The sequence below is a fragment of the Streptomyces sp. NRRL F-4489 genome (assembly GCF_001509485.1).
GTDB lineage: Bacteria > Actinomycetota > Actinomycetes > Streptomycetales > Streptomycetaceae > Streptomyces.
Window position 1 is genome coordinate 25475 of sequence record NZ_LLZI01000228.1, and the last position, 24129, is coordinate 49603.

General features: G+C 74.1%; 24 protein-coding genes. 13 read left to right on the top strand and 11 right to left on the bottom strand.

Annotated elements, in window-relative coordinates; genetic code table 11:
* Positions 1–64: 64 nt before the first annotated feature.
* The 4 genes from ADL22_RS18825 to ADL22_RS18840 all read right to left on the bottom strand — a co-directional run bounded on the left by ADL22_RS18825 (position 65) and on the right by ADL22_RS18840 (position 3220).
* Positions 65–1027 (bottom strand): electron transfer flavoprotein subunit alpha/FixB family protein, encoded by a 963-nt coding sequence (locus tag ADL22_RS18825; protein WP_066980671.1) that lies wholly within the window; start codon positions 1025–1027, stop codon positions 65–67.
* Between the two features lie 115 nt (positions 1028–1142).
* The gene (locus ADL22_RS18830; protein ID WP_066980673.1) at positions 1143–1931 is read right to left on the bottom strand and encodes an electron transfer flavoprotein subunit beta/FixA family protein; all 789 of its coding nucleotides are present in this window, start codon (positions 1929–1931) and stop codon (positions 1143–1145) included.
* A gap of 212 nt (positions 1932–2143) precedes the next feature.
* Positions 2144–2650 (bottom strand): flavin reductase family protein, encoded by a 507-nt coding sequence (locus tag ADL22_RS18835; protein ID WP_066980765.1) that lies wholly within the window; start codon positions 2648–2650, stop codon positions 2144–2146.
* Between the two features lie 231 nt (positions 2651–2881).
* On the bottom strand, positions 2882–3220 hold the full coding sequence (locus ADL22_RS18840; RefSeq protein ID WP_079064261.1) for a thioredoxin family protein: 339 nt from the start codon (positions 3218–3220) through the stop codon (positions 2882–2884).
* A 418-nt stretch (positions 3221–3638) separates the two neighbouring features.
* On the opposite strand from ADL22_RS18840, the gene ADL22_RS18845 reads away from it, so the two are divergent.
* A complete protein-coding gene (locus ADL22_RS18845; RefSeq protein ID WP_066980677.1) occupies positions 3639–4340 on the top strand; it encodes a lysophospholipid acyltransferase family protein in 702 nt (233 codons plus the stop codon).
* A gap of 400 nt (positions 4341–4740) precedes the next feature.
* Here the strand turns inward: ADL22_RS18845 and ADL22_RS18850 are convergent, their stop codons facing one another.
* The 3 genes from ADL22_RS18850 to ADL22_RS18860 all read right to left on the bottom strand — a co-directional run bounded on the left by ADL22_RS18850 (position 4741) and on the right by ADL22_RS18860 (position 8071).
* Positions 4741–5811 carry a threonine aldolase family protein gene (locus tag ADL22_RS18850; RefSeq protein WP_066980680.1) on the bottom strand — a complete coding sequence of 357 codons (1071 nt, stop codon included), beginning with the start codon at positions 5809–5811 and terminating at the stop codon, positions 4741–4743.
* Positions 5808–6569: an SDR family NAD(P)-dependent oxidoreductase gene (locus ADL22_RS18855; RefSeq protein ID WP_066980771.1), complete on the bottom strand. Its 762-nt coding sequence runs from the start codon at positions 6567–6569 to the stop codon at positions 5808–5810. Before ADL22_RS18855 ends, ADL22_RS18850 begins: the two co-directional genes overlap by 4 nt.
* Before the next feature lie 104 nt (positions 6570–6673).
* Positions 6674–8071: a DUF6421 family protein gene (locus tag ADL22_RS18860; RefSeq protein WP_066980683.1), complete on the bottom strand. Its 1398-nt coding sequence runs from the start codon at positions 8069–8071 to the stop codon at positions 6674–6676.
* 411 nt (positions 8072–8482) lie between these two features.
* Between ADL22_RS18860 and ADL22_RS18865 the strand changes: the two genes are divergently transcribed.
* The 4 genes from ADL22_RS18865 (at position 8483) to ADL22_RS18880 (ending at position 11999) form a co-directional block, all read left to right on the top strand.
* Entirely contained in the window at positions 8483–9166 is a 684-nt protein-coding gene (locus ADL22_RS18865) for a glycerophosphodiester phosphodiesterase (RefSeq protein ID WP_079064255.1), read from the top strand.
* Positions 9167–9349: 183 nt separating this feature from the next.
* Positions 9350–10237 carry an ABC transporter substrate-binding protein gene (locus ADL22_RS18870; protein WP_066980689.1) on the top strand — a complete coding sequence of 296 codons (888 nt, stop codon included), beginning with the start codon at positions 9350–9352 and terminating at the stop codon, positions 10235–10237.
* A gap of 17 nt (positions 10238–10254) precedes the next feature.
* The gene (locus ADL22_RS18875; protein WP_066980691.1) at positions 10255–11163 is read left to right on the top strand and encodes an amino acid ABC transporter permease; all 909 of its coding nucleotides are present in this window, start codon (positions 10255–10257) and stop codon (positions 11161–11163) included.
* A 20-nt stretch (positions 11164–11183) separates the two neighbouring features.
* On the top strand, positions 11184–11999 hold the full coding sequence (locus ADL22_RS18880; protein ID WP_066980694.1) for an amino acid ABC transporter ATP-binding protein: 816 nt from the start codon (positions 11184–11186) through the stop codon (positions 11997–11999).
* A 12-nt stretch (positions 12000–12011) separates the two neighbouring features.
* Here ADL22_RS18880 and ADL22_RS18885 read toward each other — a convergent pair whose 3' ends face one another.
* Positions 12012–12545 (bottom strand): GNAT family N-acetyltransferase, encoded by a 534-nt coding sequence (locus ADL22_RS18885; RefSeq protein WP_066980697.1) that lies wholly within the window; start codon positions 12543–12545, stop codon positions 12012–12014.
* A gap of 179 nt (positions 12546–12724) precedes the next feature.
* On the opposite strand from ADL22_RS18885, the gene ADL22_RS18890 reads away from it, so the two are divergent.
* The 6 genes from ADL22_RS18890 to ADL22_RS18915 all read left to right on the top strand — a co-directional run bounded on the left by ADL22_RS18890 (position 12725) and on the right by ADL22_RS18915 (position 18703).
* Complete coding sequence (locus ADL22_RS18890) at positions 12725–13111, top strand: VOC family protein (RefSeq protein WP_066980700.1); 387 nt, start codon at positions 12725–12727, stop codon at positions 13109–13111.
* Positions 13112–13265: 154 nt separating this feature from the next.
* Positions 13266–14855, top strand: coding sequence for an FAD-dependent monooxygenase (locus ADL22_RS18895; RefSeq protein ID WP_066980703.1), 1590 nt, complete (start codon positions 13266–13268; stop codon positions 14853–14855).
* 167 nt (positions 14856–15022) lie between these two features.
* Complete coding sequence (locus ADL22_RS18900) at positions 15023–15628, top strand: DUF5134 domain-containing protein (protein ID WP_066980706.1); 606 nt, start codon at positions 15023–15025, stop codon at positions 15626–15628.
* Positions 15629–15808: 180 nt separating this feature from the next.
* Complete coding sequence (locus tag ADL22_RS18905; protein ID WP_066980708.1) at positions 15809–16762, top strand: M56 family metallopeptidase; 954 nt, start codon at positions 15809–15811, stop codon at positions 16760–16762.
* Between the two features lie 91 nt (positions 16763–16853).
* On the top strand, positions 16854–17720 hold the full coding sequence (locus ADL22_RS18910; protein ID WP_079064256.1) for an HAD family hydrolase: 867 nt from the start codon (positions 16854–16856) through the stop codon (positions 17718–17720).
* Between the two features lie 191 nt (positions 17721–17911).
* On the top strand, positions 17912–18703 hold the full coding sequence (locus tag ADL22_RS18915) for an SDR family NAD(P)-dependent oxidoreductase (RefSeq protein ID WP_066980711.1): 792 nt from the start codon (positions 17912–17914) through the stop codon (positions 18701–18703).
* Positions 18704–18752: 49 nt separating this feature from the next.
* Here ADL22_RS18915 and ADL22_RS18920 read toward each other — a convergent pair whose 3' ends face one another.
* Positions 18753–20129: a pyridoxal phosphate-dependent decarboxylase family protein gene (locus ADL22_RS18920; RefSeq protein WP_066980713.1), complete on the bottom strand. Its 1377-nt coding sequence runs from the start codon at positions 20127–20129 to the stop codon at positions 18753–18755.
* Positions 20130–20378: 249 nt separating this feature from the next.
* Positions 20379–21173 carry a FadR/GntR family transcriptional regulator gene (locus ADL22_RS36695; protein WP_066980716.1) on the bottom strand — a complete coding sequence of 265 codons (795 nt, stop codon included), beginning with the start codon at positions 21171–21173 and terminating at the stop codon, positions 20379–20381.
* Between the two features lie 185 nt (positions 21174–21358).
* On the opposite strand from ADL22_RS36695, the gene ADL22_RS18930 reads away from it, so the two are divergent.
* Both ADL22_RS18930 and ADL22_RS18935 read left to right on the top strand, forming a co-directional pair.
* Entirely contained in the window at positions 21359–22819 is a 1461-nt protein-coding gene (locus tag ADL22_RS18930; RefSeq protein WP_079064258.1) for an MFS transporter, read from the top strand.
* Between the two features lie 217 nt (positions 22820–23036).
* On the top strand, positions 23037–23516 hold the full coding sequence (locus ADL22_RS18935) for a nuclear transport factor 2 family protein (protein ID WP_066980720.1): 480 nt from the start codon (positions 23037–23039) through the stop codon (positions 23514–23516).
* A 10-nt stretch (positions 23517–23526) separates the two neighbouring features.
* Here the strand turns inward: ADL22_RS18935 and ADL22_RS18940 are convergent, their stop codons facing one another.
* Entirely contained in the window at positions 23527–24030 is a 504-nt protein-coding gene (locus ADL22_RS18940) for an SRPBCC family protein (protein WP_066980724.1), read from the bottom strand.
* Positions 24031–24129 lie beyond the last annotated feature (99 nt).

Sequence of the window (24129 nt, forward strand, 5' to 3'; positions counted from 1 at the left end):
CGCACCGTGCGTACGGGGCCTTCGGCCGGCACCGGCATCCGCTCCGACCAGCGGACCGGCCGGCTCAGCCCTTGCGGGTCTTGATCTCGTCGGTCAGCGCCGGGACGACCTCGAAGAGGTCGCCGACCACGCCGTAGTCGACCAGGTCGAAGATCGGCGCCTCGGCGTCCTTGTTGATGGCGACGATGGTCTTCGAGGTCTGCATACCGGCGCGGTGCTGGATCGCGCCGGAGATGCCCGCGGCGATGTAGAGCTGCGGGGAGACCGACTTACCGGTCTGGCCGACCTGGTTGGTGTGCGGGTACCAGCCGGCGTCCACCGCGGCGCGCGAGGCGCCGACGGCCGCGCCGAGCGAGTCGGCGAGCGCCTCGATGACCGGGAAGTTCTCGGCGCCGTTGACGCCGCGGCCGCCGGAGACCACGATCGCGGCCTCGGTCAGCTCCGGGCGGCCGGTCGACTCGCGCGGGGTGCGCGAGACGATCTTGGTGCCCTTGGAGGCGTCGGCGACCGTCACCGCGAGCTGCTCGACCGTACCGGCGGCCGGCGCGGCCTCCGGGGCGGCGGAGTTGGGCTTGACGGTGATGACCGGGGTGCCCTTGGTGATCCGCGACTTGGTGGTGTACGAGGCCGCGAAGACCGACTGGGTGGCCACCGGGCCCTCTTCGCCGGCCTCGACGTCCACGGCGTCGGTGATGATGCCGGAGCCGATCCGGACGGCCAGGCGGGCGCCGATCTCCTTGCCCTCGGCCGAGGACGGCAGCAGGACGGCGGCCGGCGACACGGCGTCGTAGGCGGCCTGCAGCGCGTCGACCTTGGGGGCGACGAGGTACTCGGCGAACTCGGGGGCGTCGGCGGCCAGGACCTTCACCGCGCCGTGCTCGGCGAGCACCGGGGCGGCGGTGTCGGCGCCGGGGCCGAGGTGGACGGCCACCGGGTCGCCGAGGCGGCGGGCGAGGGTGAGGAGTTCGAGGGTGGGCTTGCGGACGGCGCCGTCCACGTGGTCGACGTAGACAAGGACTTCAGCCATGGGAGTGCTCCAGGAAAAGTGCGGGCGAGAGGGAGGGCGGACCTGCTGACGGTCCGTCAAGTGCGGGCGGGGAAGCGGGGGCCGGCCCCGGCCGCCCCGGATCCGGATCCGCGGCTCAGATGAACTTCTGGCCCGCGAGGAACTCGGCGAGCTGCTTGGCACCCTCGCCCTCGTCCGTGACGATCGTGCCCTTGGTGCGGGCCGGGCGCTCGTTGGCCGACTCGACCTTCGTCCAGGCACCCGCCAGGCCGACCTCGTCCGCCTCGAGGTCCAGGTCCTCCAGGTCCAGGGACTCCACCGGCTTCTTCTTGGCGGCCATGATGCCCTTGAAGGAGGGGTAACGCGCCTCGCCCGACTGGTCGGTGACGGAGACGACGGCCGGCAGCGCGGCCTCCAGCTGCTCGCTGGCGGTGTCGCCGTCCCGGCGGCCGGTGACCTTGCCGTCGGCGACCGCGACCTGGGAGAGCTGGGTGACCTGCGGGACGCCCAGCCGCTCGGCGAGCAGCGCGGGCAGCACGCCCATGGTGCCGTCGGTGGACGCCATACCGCAGACCACGAGGTCGTAGCCGGTCTTCTCGATGGCCTTGGCGAGCACGAGGGAGGTGCCGAGCGCGTCGGTGCCGTGCAGATCGTCGTCCTCGACGTGGACGGCCTTGTCGGCGCCCATCGACAGCGCCTTGCGCAGCGCGTCGTTGGCGTCCTCGGGGCCGACGGTCAGGACCGTGATCTCGGCGTCGTCGTCGTTGGCTTCCTTGATCTGCAGGGCCTGCTCGACGGCGTACTCGTCGAGCTCCGAGAGGAGGCCGTCCACGTCGTCGCGGTCGACGGTCAGGTCCTCGGCGAAGTGCCGGTCGCCGGTGGCGTCGGGCACGTACTTCACACAGACAACGATCCTCAAGCTCACGCCGGCTCTCCTACCTGCTCGTCTCTTCAGAACTGCCTTGTGCTGGCAGCATAGGCGCCTCTCGGGGCGGCTCCCGGTCGGTTGCGGAACCCCGCGCCGACCGTCATATTACTCGCCAGTACATACAGTCTCGTGCCCCGAATCAAGGCCGTCGAAATGTGACCTTCCCAACGGCCCCGACCGGGTGACACGGCAGGTCCGGGCGGAAGGTGTCAGTCCCGCAGGGCGTTGAAGCGGCCCTGGTGGTACAGGAGCGGCCGGCCCGGTCCGGCGGGGTCGCCGACGACCGGCTGGGCGACCACGAGCCGGTGGTCGCCGGCCGGTATCCGGGCCACGACCTTGCACACCATCCAGGCCAGGACGCCGTCCAGCAGGGGCACGCCCTCGGGGCCGGTGCGCCAGGAGGTGGCGGGGCCGAAGCGGTCGGCGCCGCTGCGGGCGAACGTGGCGGCCAGCTCCCGCTGGTGCTCGCCGAGGATGTGGACACCGATGTGCTCGGCGGCGGCGACGGCCGGCCAGCTGGAGGCGCCGGTGCCGATGCCGAACGAGACCAGCGGGGGCTCGGCGGCGACGGAGGTGAGCGAGGTGGCGGTGAAACCGACCGGACCGGAACCGTACGCGGTGATCACCGCGACGCCCGCGGCGTGCCGGCGGAAGACCGAGCGCAGCAGCTCGGGCGAGGCGGTGGTGGGCGTGCCGAGGTCGGGCGAGGCCGTCATGGAGTTGTCCTTCTGCTGTGGGCTACGGGCCCGGGCGGAACCGCCGTCCGGCGCGCGGCGGCCGGCGGCGGTGGGGTCGTCGCTGCTCACACGCCGGGACAGCGCGCACTGGCGGTCCGCAGCAGATCGACATGCGCGCGTCCGTAGAGAAGGAGAAGGGTTCCTGGCCGCATGACGCCAGGCTGACGACGCGTGACCCGCACCGTCAAGGGCCGCCCGCCATCTGGGAGATCAATCACGGACCGCCGCCCCCAGGGCGGCTATGACATCGGCCTTGCGCGGCTGCCCCGCGGCGCGGCGGATGATCGCGCCGTCCCGGTCGAGGACCAGGACCGTGGGCGTCCGCTGGACCTCCAGCCGCCGCACCAGCTCCAGCCGCGCCTCGGCGTCGATCTCGACGTGCGCCACGCCGTCGATCATGCCGGCGACGTCGGCGAGCGTGCGGCGGGTGGCCCGGCAGGGCTGGCAGAACGCGCTGGAGAACTGCACCAGGGTGGCCCGCGCGCCCAGCGCGGCGCCGAGGTCGGCGGCGGCGAGGCGTGTCTCCGGCCGCGCCGTCGCGCCCACCACCGGCCGCTGCGCCGGCCGCGTCGCCGGGGCCGTTCCCGGCCGCCGGTCGTCGTTGTCCCGCTCGCCCACCGTCTTGGTCGTCCTTCCTCACGGGTCTTACGCGCCTCACGCGCCGTACGCGCCGGTGGCGGGTGCCCTGCGCCCGCGCCGGTTTCCGCCGCTCCTCAGCATGCAGCGCTTCCGCCCCCGCGAAGATTCCCACCGCGGCCGCCCCGGCCGGAAATCGCCACCCTTTCCCGTGCCCCTGCCTTCCCGCTCCATCCCGCTGACCTCACGTGACGAGAATCTCGCACCCTCGCGGGCCCGCACGCTGGCCGCCGGACCGCATATCGGGCACGATCTCCCGGAGCCGGGAGTTACGGCTGTGTAGGTTTCCGCCGGGAGAACGTCCCGGGGTACAGAGAAGGGGTCCCCGGACATGGCCGAGTTCGTCTATCCGCCCGTCATCGGCGCGGCGCGCACGCTCTTCAGGGCACTGGACCTGAAGTTCGACATCGCCGGTACGGAGCACATCCCGCGGCGCGGCGGCGCGGTGCTGGTGAGCAACCACATCGGCTACCTCGACTTCGTCTTCTGCGGACTGGCGGCCCGGCCGGCCAAGCGGCTGGTGCGGTTCATGGCCAAGGAATCGGTCTTCCGGCACAAGGTCTCCGGGCCGCTGATGCGGGCCATGAAGCACATTCCGGTCGACCGCACGCAGGGCATGCACGCGTACAAGCACGCGCTGAGCGCGCTGCGTTCGGGCGAGGTCATCGGGGTCTTCCCGGAGGCGACGATCTCCGAGTCGTTCACCCTGAAGACCTTCAAGTCGGGCGCGGCGCGGCTGGCTCAGGAAGCGGGGGTTCCGCTGCTGCCGATGGCGCTGTGGGGCACCCAGCGGCTGTGGACCAAGGGCCACAAGCGGGAGCTCGGGCGCCACCATTTCCCGATAACGATCCGCATCGGCGAACCGATCGCCGCTGACGCGGCGGAGCAGGCCGAGACGATCACTGATCGGTTGCGGGCGCGGGTTCAGGAGTTGCTGGAGGCGGCGCAGCGGGCGTATCCGGTGCGGCCTCGGCACCCCGACGACACGTGGTGGATTCCCGCCCATCTGGGCGGGACGGCGCCTGGCGCGTAGCGCTCGGCCTCCCACGTTGTTGGGTACCCCGCCGCGGGGGGCGTTTCGTGTGCGCCTGCGGCGCGGGGCCTTGATTCCGCTGCGCGGGGCTTTCGGGGTGCGGGGGGTCATGAATACAGCCGGTGGGGCCTGACCTGAGTGGGGCAGCGCGAGTTGTGTGTTGCGGGTGAGCGCCCGGCAACCAATGACGAGCCGCACCGGCCCACCGGGACCAGCCCCAACGGACAGGAGAATCGACCCCCTCGGGAGGGGACGGGTCTGCGGGGCAGGGGGTGTCCGGACGTAAAGCGACAGCAGTCCGGACACCCCCTGCCCCGCAGACCCGGCACCGCTGCCGAACAGCCCCGCGCAGCGGAAACGATGCGCCGAAGGCGCAACCGCACCGGCCGCGGGCGCGACGTCAGCGGGCGATCTCCTCCCGGAGAGCCGCGACGAACCCGTCGACATCCTCGGCCGCCGTGTCGAACGCGCACATCCAGCGGACGACACCAGCCGCCTCGTCCCAGAAATAGAAGCGGTACCGCTTCTGGAGGCGCTCGCTCACGTCGTGCGGGAGGCGGGCGAAGACCGCGTTCGACTGCACCGGGTAGAGGATCTCGACGCCGGGAACCTCCCGCACGCCGGCGGCCAACCGCTGCGCCATCGTGTTGGCGTGGCGCGCGTTGCGGAGCCAGAGGTCCTTGGCGAGCAGCGCCTCCAGCTGGACGGAGACGAAGCGCATCTTGGACGCCAGCTGCATGGACAGCTTGCGCAGGTGCTTCATGGCGCGCACCGCGTCGGGGTTGAGGACGACGACGGCCTCGCCGAAGACGGCGCCGTTCTTCGTGCCGCCGTAGGAGAGGATGTCGACGCCCACCGCGTTGGTGAAGGCGCGCATCGGCACGTCGAGCGTCGCGGCGGCGTTCGCTATCCGGGAGCCGTCGAGGTGGACGAGCATCTTGCGTTCGTGGGCGTGGTCGCAGATCGCCCGGATCTCGTCGGGGGTGTAGACGGTGCCGAGTTCGGTGCTCTGGGTGATCGAGACGACCTGCGGCATCGCGCGGTGCTCGTCCTCCCAGCCCCACGCCTGGCGGTCGATCAGCTCGGGGGTGAGCTTGCCGTCGGGGGTGGGGACGGTGAGGAGTTTGAGGCCGCCGATGCGTTCGGGGGCGCCGCACTCGTCGACGTTGATGTGCGCGGACTCGGCGGCGATCACCGCGCCCCAGCGGTCGGTGACGGCCTGGAGGGCGACGACGTTGGCGCCGGTGCCGTTGAACACCGGGAACGCCTGGGCGCGCTGCCCGAAGTGGCTGCGGAAGACGCGCTGGAGGTGGGCGGTGTAGTCGTCCTCGCCGTAGGCGACCTGGTGGCCGCCGTTGGCGAGGGCGAGCGCGGCGAGCACTTCGGGGTGCGCACCGGCGTAGTTGTCGCTGGCGAAGCCGCGGAGCTGCGGGTCGTGGTGCTGCCGGGCGTCGGTCTTCGCCTGGCTCACGGCTTGGGGGTCAGCCACAGACGCTGTCCATTCACTTCGTGTGCGGGCCGGTCCCACACCCCGGCGATGGCCTCGGCCAGCTCCGTGACGTCGGTGAAGCCCGCGAACTTGGCGTTCGGTCGCTCGGCGCGCATCTGGTCGTTGACGAGCGCCTTGACGATCAGGATGGCAGCCGCGGCGCGGGGTCCGCTCTCGCCCCCCGACTTGCGGAAGCCGTCCGCCATGGCGAGCGTCCACGCCTCGGCGGCGGCCTTGGACGCGGCGTAGGCGGCGTTCCCGGCGGTGGGCTTGCTGGCGCCGGCCGCGCTGATCAGGAGGTAGCGGCCGTTGGCGCTGCGTTCGAGCGCGTCGTAGAAGGCGAGCGAGGTGTGCTGGACGGTGCGGATCAGCAGGCGGTGCAGGGTGTCCCAGTCCGCGAGGTCGGTGTCGGTGAAGGTGGTGCAGCCGCGCCAGCCGCCGACGAGGTGGATCAGGCCGTCGACCCGGCCGAACTCCTTCTCGGTGCGGGCCGCCCATTCGCGGGTCTGGTCGAGGTCGAGGAGGTCGACGGTCTCGCCGATGACGGTGGCGCCGCCGTGCGCGTAGCGGGCCGCGTCGACGGCCTCGGCGAGCCGTTCGGGGTTGGCGTCGGAGCCGACCACCACCGCGCCGGCCTCGGCCAGCCGCAGCAGGGTGGCGCGGCCCGCCGGGCCGGCCGCCCCGGCCACCGCGATGACCGCACCCTCCAGCGGCCCCTGGCCGCCCGTCGAAGTAACCATCTCCGTCGCCTCCTCGTCCTGCCCCTGGACGGCCGCCGGCGCGGTCGCCGGGTCGGTCCGCTCGCTGTGCACGTCCTGCTCGCTCCGGTCGCGGGGGGTGCGCGTCACGCCGCGGCCCGGGTGTCGCTGTGGGCGGTGATGCCCTTGGTCGAGGCGATCACGCGGCGCAGCTTCTTCGCGAGGGCCTCGTAGAACATGCTCAGCGGGAACTCGTCGGGGAGCACGTCGTCCACGAGCTTGCGGGGAGGCTGGTCGAGGTCGAGGGCGTCCGGTCCCTTGGCCCAGACCGAGCCGGGGTGCGGGGCGAGGTAGGCCGAGACGAGGTCGTAGGCGGCGAACCAGTGGACGAGCTTGGGCCGGTCGATCCCGTCGCGGTAGAGCTTCTCGATCTCGCCGCAGAGCTGGTTGGTGACCTTGGGCGCCCGCTCCCAGTCGATGTGGAGTGTGTTGTCCGTCCAGCGTACGACGTCGTGCCGGTGGAGGTACGCGAAGAGCAGCTGGCCGCCGAGGCCGTCGTAATTGCGCACCCGCTCGCCGGTGACCGGGAAGCGGAACAGCCGGTCGAAGATCACCGCGAACTGCATGTCGCGGGCCTGCGGGTAGCCCTCGGCCTCCAGCTTCACGGCCTCCTTGAAGGCGGTGAGGTCGCAGCGCAGCTCCTCCAGGCCGTACATCCAGAACGGCTGGCGCTGCTTGATCATGAACGGGTCGAACGGCAGGTCGCCGTGGCTGTGGGTGCGGTCGTGGATCATGTCCCAGAGGACGAACGCCTGCTGGCAGCGGTCCTGGTCGTCGAGCATGGCGTGGATGTCCGCGGGGATCTCCAGGCCGAGGAGGTCCACGGCGGCGGAGGTGACGCGGCGGAAGCGGGCGGCCTCGCGGTCGCAGAAGATGCCGCCCCAGCTGAAGCGCTCGGGGGCCTGGCGGACGGCGATGGTCTCGGGGAAGAGGACCGCGGAGTTGGTGTCGTAGCCGGCGGTGAAGTCCTCGAAGGTGATCCCGCAGAAGAGGGGGTTGTCGTAGCGGGTGCGCTCCAGCTCGGCGAGCCAGTCCGGCCAGACCATGCGCAGCACGACGGCCTCGAAGTTGCGGTCGGGGTTGCCGTTCTGGGTGTACATGGGGAAGACGACGAGGTGCTGGAGGCCGTCGGCGCGCTGCCGGGCGGGCTGGAAGGCGAGCAGCGAGTCGAGGAAGTCGGGGACGCCGAAGCCCTCGTCGGCCCATCGGCGCAGGTCGGCGGCGAGCGCGCGGTGGTAGTCGGCGTTGTGCGGCAGCAGCGGGGCCAGCTCGCCGATGGCGGTGACGGCGCGCTCGACCTCGCGGCGGACCGTCCCGGCGTCCGGGGCGCCCTCGGCGGCGAGGTCGATGGAGCCGTCCTTGGACTGCCAGGGGCGGATGGTCTCGATGGCGTCCTTGAGTGCGCTCCAGGCGGGGTGCGCGGCCACGGAGTCGCCGGACGTGGCGCCGTCCTGGGCCCGTACGGGCGAAAGAATTTCCGTCATGACTGCCCTCCGGCGGTAGATCGTCCTGCGAGGACACGGTAACCAGCCGAGGATCACCCGTTCAAGTGGATCAGGCGAAAAATATTCTGCCGGGGACGGGTGGTCACGAATGTTTTTCCTGTGGGGGACGGGATCGACTCCAGTTTCTGGCATGGGGCGTGCGGGTTTCCGTGTTTTCTCCGGCGCGGGCGGGGTAGGGAGGACGGGTTCACGGACGGTGCGGGGCGGGTGGCGGACGGTGCGTAGACGGCTCGCCGGAGGGGCACTCGTACGGGCTAGAGGGCACTTGTCCCTGCGGGGCTGCCGCCCTCCGGCGGAATAGGCTGTGCGCGCCATTTCGGGCAGCAGTGCGCCGGCGGACGGCATGTGCACGGAGCCGACAGCAACCGAGCCGACTAAAGCGAGGCAGCCTTGTCCTTTCTGACCATCGGGCACCGCGGAATGATGGGTGTGGAGCCGGAGAACACCCTGCGCTCCTTCGTACGGGCCGAACGCGAGGGCCTCGACGCCATCGAGCTGGACCTGCACCTGAGCAAGGACGGCGCGCTGGTGGTGATGCACGACCCCGACGTGGACCGGACCACCGACGGCACCGGCCCGGTCGCCGAGCGGACCCTCGCCGAGCTGCGCGAGCTGGACGCCGGGCAGGGCGAGCGGATCCCGGTGTTCGAGGACGTGGTGGACGCGGTGCGGGTGCCGATCCAGGCGGAGATCAAGGACGTCGCGGCGGCCCGCGCGCTGGCCGAGGCGGTGCGGGCGCGCGATCTGACCGGCCGGGTCGAGGTCATCTCGTTCCACGACGAGGCCCTGTCCGCGGTGCGGAGCCTGCTGCCGGGGGTGCGGACGGGGCTGGTCGGGGAGCACTACGGGGCGGAGATCGTGGAGCGCGCGGTGGCGGTGGGCGCGGGGCTGGTGTCGCTGGACATCCGGCGGCTGACCCTGGAACTCGTCCAGCGGGCGCACACCGCGGAGTTGCGGGTGCTGGGCTGGACGGTGAACACCCATGACGAGCTGCGGCTGGCGCGCGGTCTGGGGCTGGACGGGGTGGTGACCGACCAGCCGGAGATCCGGCGGGCGGTGCGCTTCACGGCGTAGGCGGGGCCGGAGCCCGGTGAGCGCGCGGGCGGCGGCGGTCGGCCCGCGCCCCGTGGCGGTCGGCCCGCGCCCGGCCTCGTTACGAAAAACGCTGTTCACAGCGGTGCAATCCGCTTCCAGCATGTGGACGATCGGCCCCGGTGATCTCGACAGCGGGGCCGGTGCACTGCCAGTCTTCGCGGCATGTACCTGTCCCCACGCCCCGTGCGTCTCGCCGTCTGCGCCACCGCTGTCCTCTTCGCCGCGGCGGTCGGCTGCGCACCGCAGGACGCCTCCCCCGGCGGTCAGCGGGCCGGCGGGCCGGCGCCGGGCGAGCGGAACTGCGCGCCCGGCCGACTGGCCACCGTGGAGTCCGGGAAGCTGACCGTCGGCACCGACAAGCCCGCCTACGCGCCGTGGTTCGCCGACGACGACCCGGCCAGCGGCAAGGGCTACGAGTCGGCGGTCGCCTACGCGGTGGCCAAGCGGCTGGGCTACGGCAAGGACGCCGTGCGCTGGCGGACCGTACCGTTCAACAGCGCCTTCGCGCCCGGCGCCAAGACCTTCGACTTCGATATCAACCAGGTGTCCATCAGCGCCTCCCGCAAGCAGGCGGTGGCGTTCTCCTCCGGCTACTACGACGTGCGGCAGGCGGTGGTCGCGCGCAAGGGCACCGCGGCGGCCCGCGCCCGCAGCGCCGCCGACCTCAAGGACGCCAAACTCGGCGCGCAGGTGGGCACCACCAGCCTCGACATCGTCAACGACACCATCCGGCCCCGCCAGGCCCCAGCGGTCTTCCAGAAGAACGACCTGGCCAAGTCCGCGCTGGAGAACGGCCAGGTGGACGCGATCGTGGTCGATCTGCCGACCGCGTTCTACATCACCGGAGCGGAGCTGAAGGACGCCGTGGTGGTCGGGCAGTTCACCCAGCAGGGCCCGGCCACCGAGCAGTTCGGGCTGGTGCTGGACAAGGAGAGCCGGATCACCGGCTGCGTCACGGCGGCGGTGGACGCGCTGCGCCGCGACGGCACACTGGCCGCGCTGGAGAAGCGGTGGCTGGCCGACGCGGTCGACGTCCCGGTGCTCAAGTGACGTACCGGGCAGGGAAGATGGCGGAACGGGCAGTGCGGGTGGAAGCAGAAGTAGCGGCCGGGGCGCCGGCGGGGGACGACGGGTATGTGCCGTCCGCGCGGCGGATCGAGCGGGAGCGGTACAAGCGGGCCCGGGCGCGCCGGGCCACCGCGATCGCCGCGCTGAGCACGCTGGTCACCGGGGCGGTGCTGTTCTTCGTGATCACCGCGGCGCCCGGCTGGCCGCGGACCCGGGAGACGTTCTTCAGCGCCGCGTACGCGCGGATGGCGCTGCCGAAGGTGCTGGAGGGGCTGCTGCTGAACCTGCGGCTGCTGGTGGTCTGCGGCGCCGCGGTGCTGGTGATCGGGCTGCTGCTGGCGGTGGCGCGGACGCTGCGCGGGCCGGTGTTCTTCCCGCTGCGGGCGCTGGCCACCGCCTACACCGACTTCTTCCGCGGCATGCCGCTGATCATCTGCCTGCTGATGGTGGTGTTCGGGGTGCCCGCGCTGCGGCTCCAGGGCGTGACCACCGACCCGGTGGTGCTGGGCGGCGCGGCGCTGGTGCTGACGTACTCGGCGTACGTCGCGGAGGTCTTCCGGGCCGGGATCGAGTCGGTGCACCCCTCGCAGCGGGCCGCGGCCCGGTCGCTGGGGCTCTCCAGCGGGCAGACGCTGCGCTTCGTGGTGCTGCCGCAGGCGGTGCGGCGGGTGGTGCCGCCGCTGCTGAACGACCTGGTCTCGCTCCAGAAGGACACCGGGCTGGTGTCCATCGCGGGCGCGGTGGACGCGGTGTACGCGGCGCAGATCATCGCCGGCAAGGAGTTCAACTACACGCCGTACGTGGTCGCCGGGCTGGTCTTCGTCGCGCTGACGATCCCGATGACCCGCTTCACCGACTGGGTCACCGCCCGGATGGACCGCCGGCGCGCCCAGGGAGGGACGGTATGACGCGCCCGGGGAAGGACGGTATGAGCACGACGGACGGCACCGCGGTGGCGAGCGCCGGGGGCCCGGCGGCCGGGGACGGTGACGGCGGGCCGGTGCTGCGCCTGGAGGCGGTGCGCAAGACGTACGGGCGCGGCCGCACGGTCGTCCTGCGGGACGTGGATCTCGAGGTCGCCCCGCACACCGTGACGGCGCTGATCGGCGCGTCCGGCTCGGGGAAGTCCACGCTGCTGCGGTGCGCGAACCTCCTGGAGGAGATCGACGACGGCGCGATCTTCCTGGACGGCGAGGAGATCACCGACCCGCGGGCCGACGCGGACGCGGTGCGCCGCCGGATCGGCGTGGTCTTCCAGGCGTACAACCTCTTCCCGCACATGAGCGTGCTGGACAACATCACGCTGGCGCCGCGCCGGGTGCACGGGGTGGCGCGCGCCGAGGCCGAGGAGCGGGCCCGCGCGCTGCTGGACCGGCTGGGCCTGGGCGGCCGGGCCGGGGAGTATCCCGACCGGCTCAGCGGCGGCCAGCAGCAGCGGGTGGCGATCGCCCGGGCGCTGGCCGGGCGGCCCCGGCTGCTGCTGCTCGACGAGATCACCGCGGCGCTCGACCCGGAGCTGGTCGGGGAGGTGCTGCGGGTCGTCCGGGACCTCAAGGAGGAGGGGATGACGATGGTGCTCGCCACCCATGAGATGGGGTTCGCCCGGGAGGTCGCCGACCAGGTGTGCTTCCTGGACGGCGGGGTGGTGCTGGAGCGCGGCACACCGGCGGAGGTCTTCGGCGCGCCGCGGCAGGCCCGGACCCGGCAGTTCCTCCAGCGGATCACCGAGGCCGGGCGGCTGTAGCGGGGCGGCGGGTCAGCCGAGCGGTTTGACCAGCAGCTCGAACTCCAGGTCGGCGCGCTGCGGGATGCCGAACCGCTCGTCACCGTACGGGAACGGGGTGAACTGGCCGGTGCGGCGGTAGCCCCGGCGCTCGTACCAGGCGATCAGCTCGGCGCGCTGCCGGATGACGGTCATCCGCATCTCGGGGGCGCCGAACGCGGTGAGCGCGGTCCGCTCGGCCTCGGCGAGGATCACCTTGCCCAGGCCGCCGCCCTGGAGGTCGGGGCGGACCGCGAACATCCCGAAGTAGGCGTGGTCGCCGCGGTGCTCGAGCTGGCAGCAGGCGATCAGTTCGCCGTCCCGCTCCGCGATCAGCAGCCGGCCGCTGTCGTTGGCGACGACCGCGGCGACGCCGTCCGCGTCCGTCCGCTGCCCGGCCAGCAGATCCGCCTCGGTGGTCCACCCGGCCCGGCTGGCGTCGCCGCGGTAGGCCGATTCCACCAGCGCGACGAGGGCGGGGACGTCCGCCTCGGTGGCGGTGCGGAAGGTCGGCGGTGCGGTCAGCATGGCGGGCGGGTCCTCTCGGCGGAACGGCGGCACGGCGGTGGCTCTGCCCGAGGCTAACAAGCGGGCGGGGGCGGGGGCAGGCCGGCGGCGGCGGACGGCCGGCGGGCCGGTGCGCCGTGTCCCGTGTGCGCCGTGTCCCTGGGCCGGGCGCCCCGTTCCGGCGGCGTAGGGTCCGTGCCATGGTGCAGGTACTGAGCAGCAGGGTGCTCCTGCGGCCGGCGGATCCGGAGCGGTCGCGGAGGTTCTACGGCGAGACGCTGGGGCTGGCGGTGTACCGCGAATTCGGTACGGGTCCGGAGCGCGGCACGGTCTACTTCCTCGGCGGCGGCTTCCTGGAGGTCTCCGGGCGGTCCTCGGACGCCCCGACGCCGACCCTCCAGCTGTGGCTCCAGGTGCCGGACGCGGCCCGGGCGCACGAGGAGCTGGCCGGGTGCGGGGTGGAGGTGCTGCGGCCGCCGGTGCGCGAGCCGTGGGGGCTGATCGAGATGTGGATCGCCGACCCGGACGGGCACCGGATCGTGCTGACCGAGGTCCCCGCCGACCATCCGCTGCGCTACCGGCCCTGAGCGTGGCGGTGTCCTGAACCGGGCGGTGGCCGGGGCCGGGTGCGGTGGCCGGGGCCGCGCCCGGCCGGCCCGCGCGCCGGAGTGCGTCCGGTGCAACTCCGGTCTGCGCGGCGGTAACTGGTGGTCACCGCCCGGGGTCGCTAGCGTCACGGCCATGACCACTTCCCAACTCCCCCACGGCGGGGAGCACTTCGACGTCGTCATCGCGGGCGGCGGTCCGGTCGGCCTGCTGCTGGCGGCGGAGCTGCGGCTGCACGGCGTCCCGGTCCTCGTCCTGGAGCAGGGCCGGCCCGGCGACGGCGAACCCCGCACCCTGGCCCTGCACGCCCGGACGCTGGAGACCCTGGACCGGCGCGGTCTGCTGGCGGATTTCGTCCGGGCGCAGGAGAGCCTGCCGGGCCTGGCGGACCACCGGCGGGCGCTGGACGACGGTGCCGCGCGCGGCCACTTCGCCGGGCTGTACCGCCTCGGCCGGCACACCGGCCCGCGGACCGAGCAGCCGCACGGGATCGCGCTCCCCCACCACGTCCTCCGGGAACTGCTGGCCCGGCGGGCCGGGGAACTCGGGGCGGTGGTCCGGTACGGGCACGAGGTGACCGGGCTGGCGCAGGACGAGCACGGCGTCACCGTCCACGTACGGACCCCGGACGGCGAGACCACCGTGCGCGGGGGCTTCCTCGTCGGGTGCGACGGCGGGCGCAGCGCGGTCCGCAAGGGCGCCGGGATCGACTTCCCCGGTACCGGACCGTCGCTGGTGTGCCGGATGGGCCGGGGCGCGATCGAGGTGCACGGCGGCGGGGAGCTGCCGGCCGGGTGGCGGCGCACGGACAGCGGGTGGTTCATGCGGATGCCGGACGGGCGGATAGCCGTGAGCGAATGGGGCGTTCCGGAGGACCTGGAGGGCCCCGCGACCGCGGACGAACTGGCCGGGGCCATCGAGCGGGTGACCGGGCAGCGGATCACCCTCACCGACGTCGATTTCGTCACCCGCTTCACCGACAGCGCCCGCCAGGCGAGCCGGTACCGCGCGGGGCGGGTGCTGCTGGCCGGGGACGCCGCGCACATCCACTACCCGGCCGGCGGCCAGGGCGCCAACCTCGGCCTCCAGGACGCCGTCAACCTGGGGTGGAAGCTGGCCGCGGAGTGCCGCGGCGGGGCGCCGGCGGGGCTGCTGGACAGCTACGGCGCGGAACGCCATCCGGTCGCGGCCCGGGTGCTGGAGAACACCCGCGCGCAGGTCGCCCTGATGCGGCCCGGCCCGCAGGTGGACGCGTTGCGCGCGCTGTTCCTGGAGCTGATGGCGATGGACGAGGTGAACCAGTACCTCAGCGACATCATCCACGCCACCGGCATCCGCTACGAGCCCGCGCCGGGCAGCCATCCGCTGGCCGGTTCGTTCGCCCGCGACCTGCCGCTGACCACGGCGTCCGGCCCGACCCGGCTGGCCGAACTGCTGCGGAGGGGGCGGCCGTTGCTGGTGGTCTTCGACGGCCCGGGTAGCGAGGGGAGTGATGCGCCGGCCGCCGCGGCGGGGTGGGCGGACCGGGTCGGGATCGTCCGCGCCGCGGCCGAGGATCCGTACGCGGCGGCTCTGCTGGTCCGCCCGGACGGCTATCTGGCCTGGGCGAGCGACGGGCCGGTGGATCCCGGGGCGGTGCGGGCGGCGCTGACGGCGTGGTGCGGGGCGGAGGGCGGCGGCGCGGAGCGGACCGGGACGGAGGCCGAGGAGGCGCGGGCGGTCTGAGCGTGCGCGCCGGGGCGGGGGGCGGCGCCCGCCTCCGCTCCGCGCTCGGGCGGCGCCCTGGTCCGCTCTGCGCTCCCCGAGTGCGTCCGTGCGCTCCCGTGTGCCCCACCCGCGGCCGGGCATCCTGCGGTTGCCCACCGTCCGTACGGTCCGGGAGGTGTCCTGGCGTGCACACACCGCCGCTGGTCGGCTGGCTCCTGGTGGCGCTGTGCGCGGCCACCGGCGGCTACTGCCTGTCCCGTACGCGCACCGGCCCCGCCGCCCAGCGGGTGACGGCCCGCGGCGAGGCGCTGATGGCGCTGGGGATGGCGGTGATGGCGCTGCCCGCCTCGGTGGTGGTACTGCCCGGGTGGTCGGCGTGGGCGTTCACCGCGGTGTTCGGCGCGGCGGCGCTGTGGGCGCTGCTCCGGCGCCATCTGCACCACGCGGTGGGCGCCCTGGCGATGGTCTACATGGCGCTCGCCATGGGCGACATGGAGGGGATGGGAGGGACGGAAGGGATGGAAGGGATGGGCGCGGTCAGCGGCATGAGCGGCATGCCGGGCATGGTCCACTCCGCGCCGGCCGGGGTGCCGGTGCTGACCGGGCTGCTGCTCGCGTACTACACGGTGTACGTGCTGGCGGCGGGGGTCCGGCTGGCGCCGGTGGGCGACGGGGTGGCGGCCGGGAGCGCGGCGGCCGGCGGCGCCTGGTCCGCCGGGACGCCGGTCGTGCTGAGGGCGTGCCAAGTCGCCATGGGCCTGGGCATGCTGGCGATGCTCACGGCGCTCTGAAGGCCCTGCGAGGGCGCGCCGAAGGCGCCCTGCGGCGTATCGGGCACCTCACCGAAGGCACTCCGCGGCGTATCGGGCACCTCGCCCACCGCCCCGTTCACACCTCGGCCTCCCGTGGCGTGCGTCACATCGCCCGCGGGACCGTACCAACGGGTAGCCGGGCGCTCATAGGCTGGCGCCATGATGGTCCCCCTCACGCTGATGATCCTCGGCGTGCTGGCCGCGGCGACGGGGCCGCGCCTGATGGCCCGCGCGGACTGGCCCGACCGGGAGCCGGTGCTGGCCCTGTGGGTGTGGCAGTGCGTGGTCGCCGGTGTCCTGCTGTGCTGTGCGCTCGCCATGGCGCTGAGCGCGGCGGCCGCCTGGGAGGCGGTCCGCAGCCCGGTGTTCGGCTTCGCGCCGCGGGTGGTCGTCGAGGCGTACGCGCTCAATACGTACGGGCCGTGGGCCGGTGTGCTGGCGCTGCTGCTGGCGGCCGGGGGCGCCTGGACGGCGGTGGCGCTGACCCGCGAGGTGCGGGCGGCGCGGTCCCGCCGGCGGCGGCGCCGGGCCGAACTGCGCCGCCGTTCGCCGCTGCTGCCCGGTGAGGATCCGCGCGGGGGCCGCCTGGTGGTCCTGGAGGGCGACCGGCCCGAGGCGTGGTGGCTGCGCCAGCCCTCGCCCCAACTGGTCGTCACCACCTCGGCGTTGCGGCGCCTGAGGGGCCGTCAGCTCGATGCGCTGATCGCGCACGAGCAGGGCCACGTCCGGGCCCGGCACGACGTCCTGCTGCACTGCGCGTCGGCGCTGGCCGACGGCTTCCCGCAGATCCCGGTCTTCGCCGCGTTCCGCGATCAGGTGCACCGGCTGGTCGAGATGGCCGCCGACGATGTCGCCTCGCGCCGCTTCGGCCGGCTGACCATCGCCCTGGCGCTGGTCGAACTCAACGAGGACAGCGGGGTGTTCGGGCCGTGCCCGCCGCAGCTCGCGCAGGTCCCGCAGCGGGTGGACCGGCTGCTGGCCCCGGGCACCCGCCTCACGCCCGGCCGCCGCCTGCGGATGACCGCCTGCGCTCTGCTGCTGCCCGCCCTGCCCCTGCTGATCACCTTCGGCCCGGGGCTGAGCGCGCTGACCGGATCCGGCGCGGCGCGCTGACCCCGACCGGGCCGGCGGCGCGCTGTCCTGATCCGTTCCGGCGCGGTGACGCGCTCTGCCGCGGCCGTACGGGACGCGCCACCATGGCGGCATGACGACGATCAACGGCAACGGCGACGGCACCAGTGGCGGACCGGCCCACGACCCGGCCCACGGCTCGTCCGGCGATCCCGGCGGCGATCCGTCCGGCGGTCCGGCCGACCGCCGCTTCTCCGGCGTCCTCTTCGACTTCTCCGGGACGCTGCTGCGCATCGAGTCCGCCGAGTCCTGGCTCCGCGCGTCCCTGGCCGCCTTCCACGCCGTCCCCGGTACGCCGCCGTGCCCGCTCACCGACGCTGCCATCGCCGGCCTGGCCGCCGCGCTGGAACGGGCCGGGGCCCTGCCCGGCGGCGCCCCGCCGGCCGTCCTCCCGGACCGGCTCGCCGCCCTCTGGGAGGCCCGGGACCGCGACGGCCGCCACCACCGCGCCCTCTACACCGGACTGGCCCGCCAAGTCCCGCTGCCGCACCCGGAGTTGTACGACCCGCCGGGAGCGGCCCGCTCGCTCCACGACATCCTCTACGACCGCCATATGGCACCGGAGGCGTGGATTCCGTACCCCGACGCCGCCGAAGTGCTGACCGCCCTCCACCGGCACGGCCTCCGCACCGGCGTGCTCAGCAACATCGGCTGGGACCTCCGCCCGGTGCTGCGCGCCCACGGCCTCGACCACCACCTCTCCGCCTGCGTCCTGTCGTACGAGCACGGGATGACGAAGCCGGACCCGCGGCTGTTCGCGCTGGCCTGCGAGGAGTTGGGGGCGGCCCCGGAGCGGGTGCTGATGGTCGGCGACGACCGCCGGGCGGACGGCGGCGCCACCGCGATCGGCTGTGCGTACTTCCCGGTCGAGCATCTGCCCGCCCACCGGCGGCCGGACGGGCTGCGGCCGGTGCTGGGGGTGGTGGGGGCGGCGGGGTGACATAGCCCGGTGGCCCGGTGGCGGGCGGCCGGTGGCAGCGACGGCCCAGCGCTGACCCGGCGTCCGGCGTCCGCTCCCCCGGCGGCATGATTGCTGCTGCTCCGGCGCGGGGTCGCGGCCCCGCGCCGCCGCGTACCGCACCGTCGTACCGCCGCGCCCCGCCGGCGCGCACCGAGAAGGAGGCCGCCCGTATGCCGCCCACCGCCGCCCCCGGGCCGTATCTCGACGCCCTGTTCTCCCTGGCCGGCCGCCGGGCGCTGGTGACCGGGGGCAGTTCCGGTATCGGGCGGGCGATCGCGGAGGCGCTGGCCGGTGCCGGGGCGGCCGTCGTCCTGATGGCGCGGCGGCCGGACCCGCTGCGGACCGCCGCCGAGGAGCTGCGGGCGGCGGGCCGCACCGCCGACTGGGTCGCCGCCGACCTGGGCGACCGGGCCGCCCTGTGGGCCGGCGCCGACGAGGTGGCGCGCCGCTTCGGCGAGCCGGACATCCTCGTCAACGCCGCCGGGGTCAACCCCCGCCCGCCGATGGGTGAGTTGACCACCGAGGAGTGGGACCGCACCCTGGCGGTCAACCTCCACGCGCCGTTCCTGCTCGGCCAGCGCTTCGGGCCCGGGATGGCGGAGCGCGGCTGGGGGCGGATCCTGCACCTCGCCTCGCAGCAGGCGGTCCGGGCGTTCGGGAACAGCGGCGCCTACGGGGTGTCCAAGGCCGGGCTGGCGGGACTCACCCGCTCCCAGGCCGAGGCGTGGTCCCGGCACGGCGTGAGCGTCAACGCCCTGGCGCCCGGCTTCGTCCACACGCCGCTGAACGAGGCGGTCTTCGCCGACCCGGTGCGCGCCGAGGCGATGGCCCGGCGGACGATGGCCGGCCGCAACGGCGAAGCGGACGACTTCGCCGCGGCCGCCGTCTTCCTCGCCGGCCCGGGCGCGGCGTATGTGACCGGCCAGACGCTGTTCGTGGACGGCGGCTTCTCGGTGACGTGAGGCGGGGGCGCCGGGGGCCCGGACCTGCGACCGCCCGGCCGTGCGGCCGTCAACTCCCGTCATCCACCATGGAGTTGAGGATGCGCTCCACCGTCTCCTCCGTGATGTCCGGGTGCAGGAAGGCCAGCCGGGCGACCGTCTCGCCCTCCCACACGCTCGGGGTGACGAACGCGGTCCCGGAGGCCAGCAGCCGCTTGGACCAGGCGTAGTAGTCCTCGGGCCGCCAGCCGGTGCGCCGCACCAGGACGACGGTCAGCTCGGGCTCGCGCAGCAGTTCCAGGCCCTCGGTCCCGCGGACCCGGTCGGCGGTCCAGCGGGCGATCCCGGCGCCGCGGGCGATCGCGTCGCGGTAGGCGTCGGTGCCGTGCACGGCCAGCGAGAACCACAGCGGCAGACCGCGCGGGCGGCGGGTGAGGTGGTAGGCGTAGTCGCTGGGGTTCCACTCCCCCGGGGTGTCGCCGTCGGCGCCGTGGATGGCGTCCAGGTAGGAGGCGTCCTGGGTGTGCACGGCGCGGGCCAGGTGCGGTGCGCGGTAGAGCAGGGCGCCGCAGTCGAAGGGCGCGAACATCCACTTGTGCGGGTCCATGACCAGCGAGTCGGCGTGCTCGATCCCGCGCAGCCGGTCGCGCAGCTCGGGGACGAAGAGGGCGGCGCCGCCGTAGGCCGCGTCGACGTGCAGCCACAGTCCGCGGGCCCGGGTCTGGTCGGCGATCCCGTCGAGGTCGTCGATGATGCCGGCGTTGGTGGTGCCGGCGGTGGCGACCACGGCCACGACCGGGGCGCCGCCGTCCCGTTCGGCCGCGTCCAGGGCGGTGCGCAGCGCCGCGCCGGTGAGCCGGTGGTCGTCGGTCGGGACGACCAGGGGTTCCACGCCGATGATCCGCAGGGTGTTGCCCACCGAGGAGTGGACCTGGTCGCTGACCGCGATCCGCACCGGGGCGCGGTCGTCCAGACCGCGGGTGCGGCGGGCGGTGTCGCGGGCGACGACCAGGGCGGAGAGGTTGCCGGCCGAGCCGCCGCTGACGAAGCAGCCGCCGGCGCCGGCCGGGAGCCCGGCGAGGTCGGCGAGCAGCCGCAGCACCTGGTTCTCCGCGGCCACCGCGCCGGACGCCTCCAGCCAGGACACGCCGTGCAGGGAGGACGCCGAGAGCACCATGTCGAACAGCGCCGCGGCCTTGGTGGGCGCGCCGGGGATGAACGCCAGGAAGCCGGGGTGGTCGCAGGAGACGACGGTGGGTTCGAGGTCTTCGGTGTACGTGCGCAGCACCTCGGCGACCGGGCGCGGGCCGGTGCCTATGGCGCCCTTGAGGGCGACGGAGAGTTCACCGGCGTCGCCGAGCCGGCCCAGGGGCGGGGGGTCGAGCCGGAGGCGGTGCCGCAGGTGGTCGATGACCTGCTGGGCGAGTTCCTCGTCGTAAGCGTGCACGGGCGTCTCTCCTGTCACATGGCCCTGGCGCGTGGCGGTGGCGGTTCCGCGGTGGCCGCGCGGCCGCCGGCTCAATGGGTCTCGTAAATGGGTCTTCGATGGATCCATTTCGGAGGAGAGTATGCGGCCGCGGCGGGGGCGTCAATCGACGAGGGGAGGGGCGGGGGTGGGCGGCGGCCGGCGGGATACCCAACTCCGGGCGGACACAGGGGAGTTGACCGTCCGCCTGGCCGGCCGGCCGCCGCCGCGTCAGTCGCGGGCCGCGAACTGGTCCAGCACGGTGAGGAACTGCCGGTGGGCGTCGCGGAGATGGTCCCGCATGGCGGCCTCGGCGGCCGCGCCGTCCCCGGCCAGCACGGCGAACGCGATCGCCTCGTGCTCCTCCCGGATGGCCAGCCCGAAGTCCCGGTCGGTCGGGTAGACCCGGCTCCAGTCCGAGCCCAGCCACAGGGCGTTGCCCGCCACGAACATCTCGGCGCGCGCCCGGGTCACCGCCTCCGCCAGCACCTCGTTGCCGCCCGCGGCGGCCAGCCCGAGGTGGAAGCGGGTGTCGATCCGGTGGTATTCGCCCAGGTCCGTGACCTTGCCGTCGAGCAGCGCCACCAGTTCCCGGCGGGCCGCGCCGCCCCCGCGCTCGGCCGCCAGCCGGGCCGCGTACGGCTCGATGGCCTGCCGGTATTCCATGTAGTCGCGCAGTGACGCGCGGATGCCGGCGGTCACCGCGGCGCGCGCGCTGTCGCCACCCGGCCGGGCCGGTGCGACCCGGGTGCCGCCGGAGCGGCCGAGGGTGGTCTGCACCAGCCCCTCGTCGGCCAGCTCGCGCAGCGCCTGGCGGACGGTGTTGCGGCCCACGCCGAACGCGGCGGCCAGCTCCCGCTCCGGCGGCAGCCGGTCGCCCGGCCCGAACCCGCCGAGCGCGATCCGCTGCCGCAGCGCCTCGGCCACCACGGCCCGCGAGGACGGCTGTCCCGCCCCGGCCGCCCGCTCCCCCTCGCCGTTGGGCTTCGGCCCGCCGGCACCTTCGTCACGCACACCCTCGCTCACACCCCCCACCCTATTGGACTCGCACGGGAACCTATTGACAGGTGTGCGGCGCCCGCCTACGGTCGGCCCATCATTTTTGGATCCCAGGCAAACCCATTGCCCATCGGACCGAACGGCGCCCCGGGCCTCCCCCGCCTTCCCCACACGGGCCGCCGTCCCATGGGACCGCCGTGAGGAGCGTCATCATGAGCACAACCGCAGGTGCCCCACCAGGCTCCGCCCCGGAGCCGGACACCGGCCACGTCCCGGGCACCGTGTCCGGCCCCGACCCCGCTCCCGGCCCGGACCCCGCTCCCGGCACACGGCGGACCAACCCCTGGAAGATCGCCACCGCCTCCCTCATCGGCACCAGCGTCGAGTGGTACGACTTCGGCATCTACGCCACCGCGTCCGCGCTGGTCTTCCCCGAACTCTTCTTCCCCGAGATGAACCGCGCCCTGGGCACCCTGATGTCCTTCGCCACGCTGTTCGTCGGCGCCCTGGGCCGCCCGCTCGGCGCGATCGTGTTCGGTCACATCGGCGACCGGTACGGGCGCAAGAAGGCGCTCATCTGGTCGCTGCTGCTGATGGGCGCCGGCACGGTCGGCATCGGCCTGCTGCCCGGCTACCGCACCGTCGGCGTCATCGCCCCGGTCCTGCTGGTCCTGGTCCGGATGACGCAGTCACTGGCGGTCGGCGGCGAGTGGGGCGGCGCGGTGCTCTTCGCCGTCGAGCACGCCCCGCCCCGCCGCAAGGCGTTCTTCGGCTCGTTCCCGCAGGTCGGCGACGGTGTGGGGTACTTCCTGTCCACCGGCGCGTTCGCCGCGGTCGGGCTGCTCGGCCACCGGGCGCTGGCCGACTGGGCGTGGCGGATCCCGTTCCTGCTCTCCGCCGTCCTGGTCATGGTCGGGCTGCTGATCCGCCGCACGATGTCCGAGTCCCCGGAGTTCGAGGCCGCCCAGCAGGCCACCGAGGCCGAAGCCCGCGAGGGCGCGAGGGCCGAACGCCAACCGGCCGCCCCGGGCACACCGGAGGCCGCCGCCGGCAAGCCCGCCCGCCGCAAGCGCGAAGCCCCCTTCCTGACCGTCCTGCGCGACGCCTGGCGGACCTGGCTGCTGGCCTCCGGCGCGTTCCTGATCACGGTCGGCGGCTACTACATCGTCGTCACCTTCATGTCGACCTACGCCGTCGACAACCTCGGCTTCACCGACGCCCAGGCCGCCGGCGCGGGCACCGCCGCCTCCCTCGTGGTCATCATCTGCACCCCGCTCGCCGCGCTCGCCGCCGACCGGTTCGGGCTGCGCCGGATCACGCTGACCGGCATCCTGCTGCACCTCGTGGTCGCGTTCCCGATGTTCTGGCTCGCCGGGACCCGTTCGGTACCGGGCCTGTGGCTGGCGATGTGCCTGCCGATGCTGGCCAGCACGATCGCCTACGCCGCGATCGGCACCCTGGTCTCCGGGTGGTTCACCCCCCGCACCCGCTATACGGGCCTGTCCATGAGCTTCCAGACCGCCGGCCTGGTGGGCACCCTCGCCCCGGCCGCGACCAGCTGGCTCTTCACCGCCTCCGGCAATTCCTGGACGCCGGTCGCCCTCGCCTTCGCCGCCATGGCGCTGCTCAGCGCGGTCTGCCTGGTGGCCCAGGGGCGGCGCGACCCCCGCTGACCCCGTAGCCCGCCCGCTCCCCTCCCGGCCCCGGCCGCGACGCGCCGCACACGGACTCCCGTTTGCCCCGCGGGCGCGCGCCGGGGCCGGGCCGGAGTCGGGGCCGGGCGCCCCCATTACCTCGCAAGTAATCGCCCCGACTCCCCTCCCCCGGCACGATGGTCACCGCCGCACCACGCGGCACTCCCCACCCACCCGCACCGAACGGAACCCGACCATGCCGCCGGCCACCACCCCCGCGACCGCCACCGACACCGCCTCCGCCACCCGCGCCGTGATCGAGGAACTGCTGCGCCGGATCGGCGCGGGCGACCCCGACCGCATCGCCGAGCTGTACGCCGACGGCGCGGACTGGATGCTGGACTGGCCGGAGCACGAGTACGGCCGCGCCGAGACCCCGTGGATCCGCCACCGCTCCTCCCGCGCCGACGCCGCCGCCCACTACCGCGCCCTCGCCGAGTACCACGTCCCCGACGCCGCCGACACCCGCATCGAGCGGATCCTCGTGGACGGCGCCGACGCGGTCGTACTCTGCGAGATCCGCCAGACCGCCCGCGCCACCGGCCGCGCCTACCGCTCCCGTTGCGCCCTCCACCTCACCGTGGAGCAGGGCCTGATCACCCGCCACCACGTCTACGAGGACAGCCTCGCCGTGGCCCAGGCATTCGCCGGTGCCGCGGGCCCCGGGCGCGCCTGACCGCCGCGCCTCACCTCGCCCGTTCCGCCGCGGCGGCGGCGAGCTCCGCCGCCCCCGCGTCCAGGATCCGCCCGAAGACCTGGGTGATGACCGGCTTGGCCACCACCCGGCCGAGGACGTCGCCGAACGGAACGGGCAGGCGGAAGGCCGTACTCCACTCCACCAGCGTGCCCTCGGCGGTCTCCGCGAAGGTCATCCGCCCGAACTCGTGCCGGGCCGGCGGGAAGCTGCGTTCGACGGTGTAGTCGAAGGCGTACGGCGGCTCGTAGGTGGTGATCCGTTCGCGGAACCAGCCGATCGCCCAGGTGTGCAGCCGGACGGCGCCCACCCCGTAGGGCGCCTCCGCACCCGGCCGCGCCAGGCGCGCCTTGAGCACCAGCGGCGAGCGGGTGTAGTTGGTGGTCGTGGCGCACCACTCGAACACCTCGGCGATCGGCGCCGCGATGACCCGCCGTACCGCTACGTGCACGTTGCCGTCCACTGTTCCGTCCGCGTTCGCGTTCGCGTTCTGCATCTCTCGCCCTCTCACTGCCGGCCGTCGTACAGGGCGTAGACGACGCACCGCCCGCGACTGTGACGGTCGGCGGCGAGTGATCCGCGTCACGGCGGCGCG

Coding starts and splice junctions, on each gene's coding strand:
- ADL22_RS18825 (WP_066980671.1), bottom strand. CDS start 1,027: ATGGCTGAAGTCCTTGTCTACGTCGACCACGTGGACGGCGCCGTCCGC.
- ADL22_RS18835 (WP_066980765.1), bottom strand. CDS start 2,650: ATGACGGCCTCGCCCGACCTCGGCACGCCCACCACCGCCTCGCCCGAG.
- ADL22_RS18845 (WP_066980677.1), top strand. CDS start 3,639: ATGGCCGAGTTCGTCTATCCGCCCGTCATCGGCGCGGCGCGCACGCTC.
- ADL22_RS18855 (WP_066980771.1), bottom strand. CDS start 6,569: ATGGTTACTTCGACGGGCGGCCAGGGGCCGCTGGAGGGTGCGGTCATC.
- ADL22_RS18860 (WP_066980683.1), bottom strand. CDS start 8,071: ATGACGGAAATTCTTTCGCCCGTACGGGCCCAGGACGGCGCCACGTCC.
- ADL22_RS18870 (WP_066980689.1), top strand. CDS start 9,350: ATGTACCTGTCCCCACGCCCCGTGCGTCTCGCCGTCTGCGCCACCGCT.
- ADL22_RS18875 (WP_066980691.1), top strand. CDS start 10,255: ATGGCGGAACGGGCAGTGCGGGTGGAAGCAGAAGTAGCGGCCGGGGCG.
- ADL22_RS18880 (WP_066980694.1), top strand. CDS start 11,184: ATGAGCACGACGGACGGCACCGCGGTGGCGAGCGCCGGGGGCCCGGCG.
- ADL22_RS18885 (WP_066980697.1), bottom strand. CDS start 12,545: ATGCTGACCGCACCGCCGACCTTCCGCACCGCCACCGAGGCGGACGTC.
- ADL22_RS18890 (WP_066980700.1), top strand. CDS start 12,725: ATGGTGCAGGTACTGAGCAGCAGGGTGCTCCTGCGGCCGGCGGATCCG.
- ADL22_RS18895 (WP_066980703.1), top strand. CDS start 13,266: ATGACCACTTCCCAACTCCCCCACGGCGGGGAGCACTTCGACGTCGTC.
- ADL22_RS18905 (WP_066980708.1), top strand. CDS start 15,809: ATGATGGTCCCCCTCACGCTGATGATCCTCGGCGTGCTGGCCGCGGCG.
- ADL22_RS18910 (WP_079064256.1), top strand. CDS start 16,854: ATGACGACGATCAACGGCAACGGCGACGGCACCAGTGGCGGACCGGCC.
- ADL22_RS18915 (WP_066980711.1), top strand. CDS start 17,912: ATGCCGCCCACCGCCGCCCCCGGGCCGTATCTCGACGCCCTGTTCTCC.
- ADL22_RS18930 (WP_079064258.1), top strand. CDS start 21,359: ATGAGCACAACCGCAGGTGCCCCACCAGGCTCCGCCCCGGAGCCGGAC.
- ADL22_RS18935 (WP_066980720.1), top strand. CDS start 23,037: ATGCCGCCGGCCACCACCCCCGCGACCGCCACCGACACCGCCTCCGCC.
- ADL22_RS18940 (WP_066980724.1), bottom strand. CDS start 24,030: ATGCAGAACGCGAACGCGAACGCGGACGGAACAGTGGACGGCAACGTG.